Genomic DNA, 12,545 nt, shown 5'->3' with positions numbered 1-12,545 from the left:
ATTGCCAAAATTTCGGGCGCTTCTCGAGGAAGCTCTACCGTTACACATTCGAGGTTCTTTTCCGCGGCATAAGTGCCAAAGCTTCCCGGCGTCGGATATCCGACGCCTGACTGCCACGGTAGCGCAAAAACGTTTTCCATTTGCACGGCGAGTTCCGTGTGGAAATCAGAATCGACAAGTCCTAAGGGAGCATGCAACGACACGACTTTTTTTACGCCGAGCTTTTGAATCAAAGCGATCAGCGCCTGGGTTTCAGGTTCACTTCCCGCAGAAATTCCCGTCGAAAGTTCCGTTTCACGAGGAGCTTCTAGCACAAGCCTCACAAGCGTCTTTTCCGCTTTCCAGTTCGACGTCGGAAAATTGCGGTTCAGGTCCACGCCGTTTGCGTTACAGCGCGTTCCTCGGAGCATGCCGTCGGGGTTTGCCGTTAAAATACAGGCGACGTAATCGGGTGCCGAAAAGAGCTTTCGCAAAGCACGGGAAAGTAAAAAAGTCGTCTCCGATTCTTCCCCGTGGATTGCGGCAAACACAAGCAGGCGCGCCTCTTTTTTTGCAGGCAAATAGCGAAGCGGAACTCCTTCAACAGAGTGTCCGTATTCGACGAGTTCAAACGGGAAAATTCCCTGTTCCGCTCCAGAACGAAATACGAAATCCGTCGTCATACAAGTTTACTTTTCTACAAAATACGGATAAACGTAATCGTGCATCAATTCATCGAAATTGTCGAGAATCGCACTTTTGAGTTCCAGATCCGCTTTTTCGTAGACTTTGCGCAACGCCTTCGGATCAAAGAGTTTTTCAAGTTCGAATGCAGAAGGACGGTGCGAAATGTGCCAACGTTCAGGCTGGATTTTTCCACGTCCCGACACAAAGACCCGTTCAAAACCGCAGGAATTCTGTGTTTCGATTTGCTCCGAAAGCCACTTGTGAAAAGGAGCGAACATTCCGTCGCATTCCTGTTCCGTCAGCTCTACTTCATAGCCTTCGGGAACGCTCTTGCCGTCAACGACATCGAGTTCCGTGCCAAAGTGGTGCCTAGAGCCTCCGGGGAGTGCCGACCACAAAAGAATCGACCGCATGAGCACTTCTTCATCTTTCGGGAGTTCCTTAAATGGCACTCCGTTTGCATCGAGAAGTTTTAGCTTTCCCGTCGCCTTACGATTCCAAATGGAAAGTTGGCGGTCAAATGATCGGTAAGCGCTTTCAACGCGAAGTTCATAGCCTGCGGACTTGGCTTTTTCTGAAAGTTCAAGGAACGGGGCAAGTGCACCTTGCCGTACACGGTATTCCGTTCCGGGAATCAAAACAAGTCCATCTTCTTCAAGTCCAAAAGCGGCAAAGGTTGTCATTCCGGCAATTTCCCTCCCATCTTCAAAATCAGATCTTTCCACTGGTCCGTTTTCTTCTTGGACGTTTTGCGGGAAGGCGTTTTACGCATCAATTCATTCTGCGGAAAGAGGTGTGTACAGGCAATCGCCAAAGCGTCTGTCGCGTCAAGCTTTACATCGTCCGCTTGCTTCATGCCGAGCCTAGAGCGGACAAGCAGGGCGACTTTCTCTTTTGAGGCTCCGCCGTCACCTGTAACGGCGAGCTTGACCGATCGCGGACTGTATTCAAAAAATTCCATGCCACGGCGACGACACATCACAAGGATTGCGCCTCGGATATGACCGAGCACGAGCGAGCTGTGAACATTCTTTGCAGAAAAAACGCCTTCCATGCTCAGCGCCTGCGGTTTGTAATGATCCACGAGTTCTTCTAAGCCCGAAACGATTTTCACCAATCGGTCGGGAAAATCATCCCTTGCCTTCGCCGAAACAGTCCCATACTCCAATACGCGAATCGAATCGTCATCGCGCTTCTCTAAGAACGCATAGCCTGTAGTTCGGGAACCGGGGTCAACTCCTAAAATAATCATAACCAAAAACTAATAAAGAACCCCTTAGTTTCCAAATTTTCTATGTTAAAGAGAGAGGTGGTCACTATGCTCATCGAAGAAGACAAAATAGGTTTATCCCGCATCAAGACCCATCCAAAAAGATTGGGGATACCTTTAAGACGTTGGGGACGTAATCTCATTTCCCAATGTCCATTCCATGCTCCGGAAGAATCTTCGCTTTTCTTCTATGATTCGCTGGGATATTGGCGCTATCGTTGTCTGCAATGCGGCAACGACGGGGATCTGGTTGAATTTTTGATGCGTAGCCGCTTTAATGGGCTTGACGAAAAGACTGCACGGAAAGAAGCCCTGGATTTTTGGGGTGCATCCGAAGCGGATTTAAAGAGCGAAGAAGAAAACCTGCACGAAAAGGAAATCGGCGGTGCAAAGGCTCGCGTCCTTGAATGTTTTGTCCGCTACTGCCACTGGGCAGCGAGCAAAAGCGAAAGCACAGCCGAATTTTTAAAGGCTCGCGGTTGGGACCTTGCGCAGGCACAGATTTACGGTTTGGGCTATTACAGCGGTGATCCTGAACCGTTCTACAGCTACTGCCTGCTTTCGGGGCTAGAACGTCACGAAGTCAGCTTCTACCTGGACAATCTGGACATTTCCCATGAACCGCGTCTTACGATTCCTGCGCGCAATTCCAAGGGCATTGTCCATTCCGTTTACGGGCGCCTTTTGGACAACGCTGGTACGCCGAACTCCGGTGAAGAACCTTATATTTCTTACGCATCAGGGCCTCTTGACATTCCATTCAACATTCAGCAGGATATTGACAATCCGATCGTGGTCGAAGGCTTTTTCGACGCCTTGACCGCAGACCTCGCTGGCATTCCGGGCGTTGTATCGACCATGTACCAGCCGTTTAGCCGCAGCCACCTTTACAAGTTAAAATCCTGCGGTGCAGAAGGCATTACGCTTGTCCTGCGCAAGGAAACAAACCGCCGCAATCAGGAACTTCACGTGCGCAAGTGCTTGGAACTTGCCGAATCGGAAGCTCTCAAGTTCAAGTCCATTATTTTGCCTGCTGGCGAAACGGTCGACACGATCGTGCGTGCGGAAGGCGGCGACTTCCTTTTGAACATGATCCGCAATACGGAAGAAGATACGATGCGCACGCACCGCAAGTCCGTGCTGTTGCAGGACATCCGTGAAAATTTCAACACGGCGATGAGCCGTGACGCCGATTCCGACGTCGGATTCCAGCTTTCGAACTTCCCCGCTTTGACTCATGCCCTCGACGGCATTCAGCCGGGCTACTACTTCCTTTCTTCGGATCCTTTTGGCTTTAAGAGCTATGCGCTTTCTTCTTTTGCACTGGACCTTGTCGAAGGAAATCCCGATGCAAAGGTGATTTACGTAGCGCTCGACAGTCCGCGTCGCCAAGCCTTTGACCGTCTGGTCGCCATGATCGCTGGCGTTTCGGAAGCCGACGTGAGAAAGCAGAACAAGGACGACTCCATCAATGAAAAGATTCACGCGGCAACGCAGGAACTCATCGGTTTTGTGAAGTCGGATCGTTTGGAAATTTGGGAAGACACGGAGACCTTCAAGTTCAACCTTCTGCTAAAGGAACTCCAGACCGAGCTTTCCGAAAAGCAAAAGCTGATTTTGATCATCGACGGCATGGACCACTTGAGAATTTCGGATCGCGGAGACATTCCGGATTTGAACGAGCGCAGGTCTTCCGCCGCCATCGACCTTTACAAGGAACTTGACATCCCGGTATTCATCAGCGGATCGGTAACGAAAGACGGCGACAAGCTGATCGGTCCTCGTCCGTACCTGCGCGATGCCGACGCAACGTTCTGGATTGAACGCAAGGAAGATGGAGCCCTTTGGCTTACCGTGAACCTTAAAAATTCCGGTTCGACTTTGTACGAAGCAAATCTTTTATTCTCGGACAAGTCTTACCGCATGAAAGAAAAGGAACCATGAGCCAACTCGTTATTGTCGATTACAACAACTTCTGGAGCCCTTCCGGAGGCGGTGTCCGCCGCTATCATCTGGAAAGGATGAAGTATTACAAAAACCATCCCGACGCTTTGCTCGTCTTTGTGCAGAACGACGGGAAGACCTATACAGAAAAGGTTTCGGACTCGCTGATTATTGAACATACCAAGGCGTTCCGCTTTCCCGGAAACTGGGAATACCGTTTTCTGTGGAGGCAAATCGATTTGAAGCCGGCAATCGCCAAGTACAAGCCCGATATTATTGAAGTCGGTTCTCCGTACATTTTGCCAAAAGCCATCGAAAAGGCTTGTGAGGGTTGTCCGAAAAAGCCGATCCTCACCGCATTCTGGCATGCCGATTTTCCGGTGACGTATGTGCGCCGCTTTTTTGAGAAATGGGGATTTCCCCGCTTTGCAAAGAAGGCTGAGTCCCTTGCTTTTGCCTATGCCCGTTCGAGTTTCAAAAAATATGCGAAGATCGAAGCGAGTTCTCACGAAGTGATGGACCGTATCCAAGCAAACGGTTTTAAGCCGGAACAGCTCGAATGGATTCCGCTCGGTGTGGACCTTGAAACCTTCCATCCCGAAGCCCGGGACGAAACCCTCGTGCAAGAACTGAAGGACGGCGATCCAAACCGCTTGACGATTTTTTTCCCGCACCGTTTTTGCGACGAAAAAGGTCTGCGTCTTTTCCTCGAAGCGTACCCGATTCTTTGCAAGGAACTCGAAAGTGAACCGGCTGTTCTTTTCGCAGGCACAGGCCCGGACCTTCCGCTCGTCGAAGAAGCAGCGAAAAAGTACAAGCATATTCGATACGAAGGCTTTATCAAAAGTACCGCTGAAATGGCTCGCCATTATGCGAGCGTCGACATGGGACTTGCGCTTTCGGGATGGGAAACCTTTGGACTTTCCATCTTAGAAAGTCTCGCTTGCGGCGATGCGCTTGTCGCCGCATCGACCGGCGCCGCTCTTGAACATCTGCGCGAATCGGGCGCCGGAGTGCTTCTGGAAGAACGCACTCCGCAAGCTCTGGCACAGGCCATTGTGAAAATTTCTAAAATGGATATGGCGCAGTTGAAGCAGAAATCTGTAGAATATGCGAAAAAATTCAGTTGGCAAAGTTGCTTTGAGCGGCAATTCGCCATGTATCAAAAACTCGTACAAAGGTAAACTATGATCAAGCATATCGTTCTCTGGAAGTTGAAGGCAGAAGCTGAAGGTGCAACCGCAGCCGAAAACGGCAAGAAGATTGTGGAAAAGTTCAAGGCACTCGAAGGCAAGGTTCCGGGTCTCGTTTCGATCGAATCCGGTGTGGACTTTAACCGAAGTGCTGCCGCTTGGGACGTCGGTCTCTTGACTTCTTTCAACACCAAGGCCGACCTCGACTTCTACCAGGACTTCCCGGCTCACGTTGAAATCAAGCACTTCATGGCAAAGGTCGCTTCGGACCGTTGCGTCATTGATTACGAGGTCTAATACTTCGCAATGGAAATCGCCGGCGTTCTTTTCGATCTTTACGGAACCCTCTACACCTATGGCAACATGTCCAAGGCGTTTGGGCTTTGGCACGAGGATGTAACTCGCGCGTTAAAAGAGCTCGGCATTTCCGCATCCGTTTCGCAGGTTTCAAAACAGTGCAAGCACTTTTTTACGGAACCTGTACCTGACACGGACCAGTACACCCAATACGAACTCCGTCTCAAAAGACTTGCCGAGTTTTTCGGTGCAACCCCCGATTACAACTGGATCAAGCACACCGCCGCCATTTCAATGAACCGTTGGCAAAGACTCGTGCCCATCCATCCGCAAACAATCCCGCTCCTGAAAAAGCTCAAGAAACAGGGGCTTAAAATCGGTGTCATTTCCAATTTTCAGCACGCTCCACATGTGCGCAAAGTTTTGCGCAAGCACGGTCTCTTAAAAATCCTCGACGCCGTCATCATCTCGGGTGAAGTCCATGTTCGCAAGCCCGATCCCGAGATTTTCAAAATTGCACTCGAACGTTTAGGAACAAAAGCTGAAGAAACGCTTTTTGTGGGAGACGATCCGGAACGCGACATTCGTGGAGCAACCTCCGTCGACATGCAGACTTACCTGTTCCAAAACGGTTCCTCTCTTTTTGACATCTTTAAAAACGGCTAAAAATGAACAGTCCTTTTAAGCTCATCGGAAAAACAAATCCGTGCGTTCGCACTCAAATTGAAAAAGCTTACCATCAACTTTTTTCCGGAGACAAGGAAAAAGAGCGTATTTGCTTTAACTATCAGACTCTCAAGTACATTGTCGACATCGGACACTCCGACGTGCGTAGCGAAGGCATGAGCTATGGCATGTACATTTCGGCGAGACTTGGACGTAAAGACGACTTTGATGCTCTTTGGCGATTTACCAAAAAATATTTGAGAAATCATTCTGGCGATTACGCGCCCTATTTCGCATGGCAAGTCGGCATTCCTGACAACACCCATGCGGATTTTTACAAAATAGATAGCGGAGCCGCTCCCGATGGCGAAGAATACATTGCCGCTGCCCTTTTGATTGCGGCAAAAAAATTCAACGAGCCCGAATACAAAGAAGAAGCGCTCGCACTTTTAAAGCAGATGCTTTACAAGAATACGCAGGGCAAAGTCCGTTCCATGTTCGACAAGGAACGCGCCCTGGTGAGATTTTCCCCTATGGAAGGGAACGACTTCACCGATCCGAGCTATCACACGCTCGCCTTTTACCGACTTTATGCGAAAGCGACCGGCGATGTTTTTTGGGAACGCGTTTACAAGAATAGTCTCGCTTATTTGAAAAAAGCGGTTCACCCAGAGACAGGTCTTGCTGCCGACTATTCCGAATTCGATGGAACGCCCAAATTCACCGATTTCAACCCGATGAGCGGATACTTTAGCGGTGACGCTTGGCGCGTTGCCTTAAACCTTGCCCTGGATTACAACTGGGAAATTCCAGGCATTTGCGAAGACATTCGTGAAGACGCCAAAAACTTTGAGCGCACCGCCATCCGCCGACTGTTGAACTTCTTTACCTCGAATCAGCCCTACCTTGCCGACTACGCCGTAGACGGTTCGGATTTTCCAAAAGAAGCCCGTACACAGACGACCGGTCTGATTGCGATGAATGCCGCGGCGACAAGCGCTCTGGATCTTTCCAAAGCAGACGATATGGCGCTAGCAAGGCCCTTCCTTTCGACCCTTTGGAACACCCCGGTTCCCATGGGAACGTGGCGGTATTATGATGGGCTTCTGTACCTTTTAGGGTATCTCGCTTTAGTCGATTAAGCTTTCCCAATTTTAATGATTTTCAATCGTGGACGGGTCGCGATTTAAGGCACTGTCCAAGCGGTCGGCGAACGGTTTTGCCCAACCGCGTTCCGGCGCAATTCGGCTTGTCGTTTTTGCCGTAAAGCGGTTATAGCTCAAAATCAAAAGTTTTCCCTGGCGAGCGTCCCAGAGCGTCCACAAGGACTTCCATGTAAAGCCTCCGCTGCGTCCCAAGTCCGGAAGAATCTGCACCTGTGCCGTCACAGGAATCGACAGGTAACGGACATTGTATTTTTTGCCGATTTGAGAAATCGCATTTTGCAGCTTTACAGGAACGGCTCTATCGAATGCGGAATAGGCAATCGAAGAATCCGAGCGGGATTCCCAAGGCGCAAGCGAATTCAAAGGTTCCCCATCTGCAAAGGAAAGCTTCAGCAGGTTTTCCATTTCCGCTTTGATTTTTGCCGAATCCGATTCCGGAATGCGAAGCCCTTCAAGCATCTGCTCATGGACCATCTGCGGAAAGCGTTTCTCGAGCAAAGAATCTTCAAAATGCGCGAGGTCAAAATCTACCGCGTCTTCGCTAAAACTGTGGCAGATCTTTTCGTCTTCCGGACAGTTAGCGACAATTTTTTGCGTAGGGAAACTGCCAAGTATCGCCTTGGAATCCAGCGTTTTCAAAAGTTTCGGGTTGATTTCTACAAAGCCCTTTTCGTCAAATATTTCCAGTTCGATTTCCCCCTGTTCGCCACATTCGGCACAGCCCGAATCTCCCATCGGATTTTCAGTTGTACGGTTTCCCGCACAACCTGCGAGAAAAAAGGTCAGGAACCAAGCGGAATATTTGAGAACTTTCGCAAACTTCATACTACAAAAATGCTAAATTTGACCGCGATTAGCAAGGAGTTCATCATGAGTCTTAAATGCGGTATCGTCGGTCTTCCGAACGTCGGCAAAAGCACCATTTTCAACGCCATCACGAACGCTGGCGCAGAAGCGGCCAACTATCCGTTCTGCACCATTGAACCGAACGTAGGCATGGTGAGCGTCCCCGACAGCCGTCTCGACGAACTCGTCAAGGTTTACAATCCGAAGTCCATTGTGCCGGCTGTGACGGAATTCGTCGACATCGCTGGCCTTGTGAAAGGCGCAAGCAAGGGTGAAGGTCTCGGCAACCAGTTCCTGACCCACATCCGCGAATGCAATGCGATCATGGAAGTCGTCCGCTGCTTTGAAGATGACGATATCACGCACGTTCTCGGTTCCGTTGATCCGGTCCGCGACATCGACATCATCGAAACGGAACTCATCCTCAAAGATCTCGACTCCGTCGAAAAACGTTTGAATACCGAAGCCAAGGCCGCTCGCACGGGCAATGCCAAGGCAAAAGAAAACCTCGAAGCTTGCGAACTTTTGAAAAAAGGCCTTGAAGAAGGCCACAGCGCCCGCGAATACATCGGCAAGAACGGAGACGCTCTCGATGCGATCGTTCAGGACCTCGCCCTGCTCACCGCAAAGCCTCTCTTCTACTGCGCCAATATCCGCGAAGACGACCTCGAAAAGAAGGGCAACGCCTATGTGGACCAGTTGAAGGAATTCGCCGCCAAGCAAGGAACTTCCGTTGTCGTCATCAGCGGCAAAATCGAAGAAGAACTTTCCACGATGGAACCGGAAGACAAGGCTGAACTTTTGAAGGACTACGGCATGGAAGAATCCGGTCTCGACTCTGTCGTCCGCGAAGGCTACCGCATTCTCGGCCTGCAGACGTTCTTTACCGCAGGCGAAAAGGAATGCCGCGCTTGGACATTCGAAAAAGGTTCCAAGGCTCCGCGGTGTGCTGGCGTTATCCACTCCGACTTCGAAAAAGGCTTCATCCGTGCAGAAACTCTTGCCTTTGAAGACTTCCGCAAGTACGGTTCCTGGAATGCGGCGAAAGAAGCAGGCGTCGTCCGTACCGAAGGTAAGGAATACGTGGTGAAGGATGGCGACATCATGTACTACCTCTTCAACGTGTAACTTTTTTACCCAGTTGGGTTCAAAACTCACTATCGAAAAACACGAGTTACACAACTTTTGTAAAACATCCATTGCAGGGATTTTTCATTTCCGCATATCGGGATAAAAGTTTATTTTTCTTTCAAAATAATTCTTTAGGAGTGTGAAATGAACCTTTTGAAAAAATGCCTCCTGGCAGCCGGCTTCTGCGCCTTGACTGCACAGGCAGACGTGAGCTACACCCCGGTCAACGCCAACGCGACCGAAGGAGCCCAGAAACTTTACAACTTCCTCGCCACAAACTACGGAGTCAAAACCGTTTCCGGTATGATGACTGGCGACGTTTCTAGCTCGACGCTGAAAGAACTTCCCGATGTGACCGCATTCTACGAAAAGACCGGCAAATATCCGGCTCTCGTGGGATTCGACTTCCTGTTCGCTACCGGCGTGAAGGCAAGCGATGAATGGTACCAGAGCTACACGCAGATGGCTCTCGAAGCCGCCAAGGACCTGTGGAACCAGGGCGGTATTCCGGCCTTTACTTGGCACTGGAAAGACCCGAGCGATCAAATTGACGCTTTCTATACCAAATCCGGCAATGCAAACGAATATACGGAATTTGATTTCACCCAAGGCTTTACCGATCCTTCCTGCACCGTAAATTGCACTTGGAATACAAGCTCTGAAACTTATCAGCAGCTCGTAAACGATATCGACGAAATCGCCGATATGTTCCTCGGCTTGCAAGAAGCCGGCGTCGCCGCGATTTTCCGTCCGCTTCACGAAGCAAGCGGCAAGTGGTTCTGGTGGGGCTCCAAAGGCGGAGCCGCTTTTCAGGCTCTTTACAATCTCGTCTATGACGAAATGGTCTCCGTCAAGGGCGTGAACAACCTGGTCTGGGTTTGGAACCCGGAATATTCAAACGATATCGGTTGGAATCCAGGAGCTTCGAAGTACGACGTCATTAGCCTTGACATCTATGAAGCTTGGGACTATTCGACCAAGTACACCAAGGCCTATTCGGAACTCTTGACCAATTTCGGTTCGGACAAAATCCTTGCCGTTTCCGAAAACGGTTCCATTCCGGATATTTCCGTGATGAAGTCCAACAACATTGCATGGTCTTGGTGGATGCCCTGGTACCAGACCTGGGACGGTATGTTCTTAGACCAGACGGTGGACGCCGTTTGGAAGGCTAACCTCGAAAGCGCTTGCACGATCAGCCTCGAAAACATGCCGGGTTGGAATAGCTATACGCTCAGCACTTCTAAAGTGGCTGCCTGCGAAGCCGGTTATGCTCTCGGCGATCTGGATACCGCTCGCGCTGTTGAAGTCGTCGTTCCGGGCGATACCGCAACGAACGGCTGGCTCCGCGCTTCGATTTCGACTTCTGCCACAAGCGATACCGCCAAGGGTAACGTGATTATCCAGAGCGGAAGCGCTATCGATCTTTCGACTGCCAGCACGATTACCTTCAACGTTTACAACACGAACAAGCTTTCCGGCATTTGGTTCACCATCGCATTCCTCGGCAACGCAAGCACCAGCTGGGCATGGGCACAGCCGGACGGTTGCTGGATCAATGCGGGCGACTCGACGACTTGCACGATCGATCTTTCGACGACCGCCAAGGATCAGGTTGTCTTGACCGGTACGGATTACACGAGCTTCATGAGCCACATTTCCAAGGTCTACATTGAAATCTTCGCAGTAGGCTTCAATGGTGATGTGTACTATGACGCAGTGAAGACAAATACAGGCGTTACCATCAACGACTTTGACAATACCGCTGAAAAAATCGAAGTGGACCAGGCACAGAATCTGTCTGTACAAATCATCGGTTTGGGCAAGGGTTTGGCAATTGAAAAGGTTGCATCCGTCGCTAACGCAGTGAAGATGAACGTACAGAACCGTACGCTTTCGATTTCCGTTCCAAAGTCTGGCAAGGCAAACATCGCTCTCTTCGACGTGACGGGTCATCAGGTGAAGAGCTTCAACCAGGGTTCTCTCTCTGCTGGCGAACATCAGTTCAACCTTTCCGGTATTCCGCAGGGCAACTACATTCTTCAGGTGAAGGGCGTAGGCTTCTCTTCGGCTAAGTCGATTCGCATCCAGTAAGTTTGATTGCAAAACTTTCGAAAAGAGCTTCTCCGAGTGGAGAGGCTCTTTTTTTGCATAAAAGGTTCTTTGTTCAGGGCGGAACTTTACAGTACAAAACGCGTACGATATCTGCCTATCCGCCCAGCTAGCGTTGTTCGCTAAACCGGCGCCAACGAGGCTTAAATTGGTGTAGGCAAAAAAAAGGGATTTATGTCAGCACCCTTAAATAAAATGCGTCGCTTTTGCGTCTATTTGTTTATTTTTTCAATAAACGCCCCTGATGGGCATTTCAAGGAGTCTTATGAAAAAATTGAGTTTTGCAGCTCTTTGCGGAGCCTTTTTGCTTGGTGGAACAGCTTTTGCGGCCCCGGGCCTTACGGTGAGCGGCACCGACCTGCTCTATAACGGTAAGAAGATTTTCTTTTCGGGCACGAACCTCGCCTGGAGCGACTACAACTCCGACGTGGGCGCAAGTCCGCTTGACGAAAACGCATGGCGCAAGGCAGTCGAAGGCACGCGCGCTGCGGGTGGCAATGCAATTCGCTGGTGGCTTTTCAACAACATGAGCCAGAGCCCCGAAATCAACCAGACGACACACCTGGTATCGGGCCTCAAGGAAAACACCATCAACAACATGAAGAAGGCCCTGGACATTGCCGAGGAATACGGCGTGATGGTTTCGATGTGCCTTTTCAGCCACAACTTGATGGAACCGGACCAATGGGGCATTTACAACGAAAAGCTCGACATCACGGCAAACGAATTGCTTTTTGAAGAAGCAGGCACCAAGGCTTTTATTGACAACGTCCTCATTCCGGTGGTAAAGGCAATCGGAAACCATAATGCGCTCATGACTTGGGAAGTCTTTAACGAACCCGAAGGCATGACGAGCGAATGCAGCGGCTGGACCACTAGGAAGATGGCGCTTTCCAAGATTCAGGCGTTTACAAACAAAGTTGCAGCAGCGATTCACACGACGAACCCGGAACTTCTCGTTTCTACAGGTAGCGTGAACATCCAGTATCAGAAATATTGGAACGATGAGGCCCTCATCGCTGCCGGTGGCGAAGCAAACGGCACGCTCGACTTTTTCCAGACGCATTACTATCCGTATTACCAGAACGATGCGGTATCTCCGTTCATAAATACAGCGGCCCAAATGGCGAGCACGTATGGTTACGACAGCAAGCCGATGATTATTGGAGAATTCCCGGCTAGCGGTTGGGCAGGCGACACCTATAACGCAAACATGGCCGCAAAGACGGAAATTACAACGGAAGAATGCTACCG

12 protein-coding genes are annotated in these 12,545 nt (G+C 50.2%); 8 read left to right on the top strand and 4 right to left on the bottom strand.

The annotated features are described in order from the left end of the window. The 3 genes from mpaA to ruvC all read right to left on the bottom strand — a co-directional run. The coding region (mpaA, locus tag MR847_RS04635; RefSeq protein WP_287723075.1) for a murein tripeptide amidase MpaA at nucleotides 1–662 on the bottom strand (662 nt) is incomplete at its 3' end. Nucleotides 663–668: 6 nt separating this feature from the next. After that, nucleotides 669–1,349: a M15 family metallopeptidase gene (locus tag MR847_RS04630; protein ID WP_287723074.1), complete on the bottom strand. Its 681-nt coding sequence runs from the start codon at nucleotides 1,347–1,349 to the stop codon at nucleotides 669–671. Continuing rightward, nucleotides 1,346–1,918: a crossover junction endodeoxyribonuclease RuvC gene (gene ruvC / locus MR847_RS04625; protein WP_287723073.1), complete on the bottom strand. Its 573-nt coding sequence runs from the start codon at nucleotides 1,916–1,918 to the stop codon at nucleotides 1,346–1,348. The genes MR847_RS04630 and ruvC overlap by 4 nt, the downstream gene beginning before the upstream one ends. A gap of 66 nt (nucleotides 1,919–1,984) precedes the next feature. Here ruvC and MR847_RS04620 point away from each other — a divergent pair, with 66 nt between their 5' ends. Genes MR847_RS04620 through MR847_RS04600 form a run of 5 tightly spaced genes read left to right on the top strand, consistent with a single transcriptional unit; the run spans nucleotide 1,985 to nucleotide 7,178 of the window. Continuing rightward, nucleotides 1,985–3,880, top strand: a complete 1,896-nt coding sequence (locus MR847_RS04620) for a CHC2 zinc finger domain-containing protein (RefSeq protein WP_287723072.1) — start codon at nucleotides 1,985–1,987, stop codon at nucleotides 3,878–3,880. Then, nucleotides 3,877–5,064 (top strand): glycosyltransferase, encoded by a 1,188-nt coding sequence (locus MR847_RS04615; protein WP_100426092.1) that lies wholly within the window; start codon nucleotides 3,877–3,879, stop codon nucleotides 5,062–5,064. Before MR847_RS04620 ends, MR847_RS04615 begins: the two co-directional genes overlap by 4 nt. Before the next feature lie 3 nt (nucleotides 5,065–5,067). Further along, on the top strand, nucleotides 5,068–5,370 hold the full coding sequence (locus MR847_RS04610; RefSeq protein ID WP_100426091.1) for a Dabb family protein: 303 nt from the start codon (nucleotides 5,068–5,070) through the stop codon (nucleotides 5,368–5,370). 9 nt (nucleotides 5,371–5,379) lie between these two features. After that, nucleotides 5,380–6,036, top strand: coding sequence for an HAD family hydrolase (locus MR847_RS04605; protein ID WP_100426090.1), 657 nt, complete (start codon nucleotides 5,380–5,382; stop codon nucleotides 6,034–6,036). Between the two features lie 2 nt (nucleotides 6,037–6,038). After that, complete coding sequence (locus MR847_RS04600) at nucleotides 6,039–7,178, top strand: family 8 glycosyl hydrolase (protein ID WP_287723071.1); 1,140 nt, start codon at nucleotides 6,039–6,041, stop codon at nucleotides 7,176–7,178. Between the two features lie 12 nt (nucleotides 7,179–7,190). On the opposite strand, the gene MR847_RS04595 is transcribed toward MR847_RS04600, so the two are convergent. Further along, nucleotides 7,191–8,027, bottom strand: a complete 837-nt coding sequence (locus MR847_RS04595) for a hypothetical protein (RefSeq protein ID WP_287723070.1) — start codon at nucleotides 8,025–8,027, stop codon at nucleotides 7,191–7,193. A 45-nt stretch (nucleotides 8,028–8,072) separates the two neighbouring features. On the opposite strand from MR847_RS04595, the gene ychF reads away from it, so the two are divergent. The 3 genes from ychF to MR847_RS04580 all read left to right on the top strand — a co-directional run. Next, entirely contained in the window at nucleotides 8,073–9,176 is a 1,104-nt protein-coding gene (ychF, locus tag MR847_RS04590; protein WP_100426847.1) for a redox-regulated ATPase YchF, read from the top strand. A gap of 147 nt (nucleotides 9,177–9,323) precedes the next feature. Further along, the gene (locus MR847_RS04585; RefSeq protein WP_287723069.1) at nucleotides 9,324–11,273 is read left to right on the top strand and encodes a glycosyl hydrolase; all 1,950 of its coding nucleotides are present in this window, start codon (nucleotides 9,324–9,326) and stop codon (nucleotides 11,271–11,273) included. A gap of 283 nt (nucleotides 11,274–11,556) precedes the next feature. Next, nucleotides 11,557–12,545, top strand: a 989-nt coding sequence (locus MR847_RS04580) for a glycoside hydrolase 5 family protein (RefSeq protein WP_287723068.1), incomplete at its 3' end; no start/stop codon positions are given.

Origin of the sequence: Hallerella sp., assembly GCF_022776125.1 — a bacterium.
GTDB classification, from domain to species: domain Bacteria; phylum Fibrobacterota; class Fibrobacteria; order Fibrobacterales; family Fibrobacteraceae; genus Hallerella; species Hallerella succinigenes.
The sequence above is the reverse complement of the archived record's forward strand: the minus strand, read 5'-3'. Positions and strand labels throughout refer to the sequence as shown.

Coding starts and splice junctions, on each gene's coding strand:
- MR847_RS04630 (WP_287723074.1), bottom strand. CDS start 1,349: ATGACAACCTTTGCCGCTTTTGGACTTGAAGAAGATGGACTTGTTTTG.
- ruvC (WP_287723073.1), bottom strand. CDS start 1,918: ATGATTATTTTAGGAGTTGACCCCGGTTCCCGAACTACAGGCTATGCG.
- MR847_RS04620 (WP_287723072.1), top strand. CDS start 1,985: ATGCTCATCGAAGAAGACAAAATAGGTTTATCCCGCATCAAGACCCAT.
- MR847_RS04615 (WP_100426092.1), top strand. CDS start 3,877: ATGAGCCAACTCGTTATTGTCGATTACAACAACTTCTGGAGCCCTTCC.
- MR847_RS04610 (WP_100426091.1), top strand. CDS start 5,068: ATGATCAAGCATATCGTTCTCTGGAAGTTGAAGGCAGAAGCTGAAGGT.
- MR847_RS04605 (WP_100426090.1), top strand. CDS start 5,380: ATGGAAATCGCCGGCGTTCTTTTCGATCTTTACGGAACCCTCTACACC.
- MR847_RS04600 (WP_287723071.1), top strand. CDS start 6,039: ATGAACAGTCCTTTTAAGCTCATCGGAAAAACAAATCCGTGCGTTCGC.
- MR847_RS04595 (WP_287723070.1), bottom strand. CDS start 8,027: ATGAAGTTTGCGAAAGTTCTCAAATATTCCGCTTGGTTCCTGACCTTT.
- ychF (WP_100426847.1), top strand. CDS start 8,073: ATGAGTCTTAAATGCGGTATCGTCGGTCTTCCGAACGTCGGCAAAAGC.
- MR847_RS04585 (WP_287723069.1), top strand. CDS start 9,324: ATGAACCTTTTGAAAAAATGCCTCCTGGCAGCCGGCTTCTGCGCCTTG.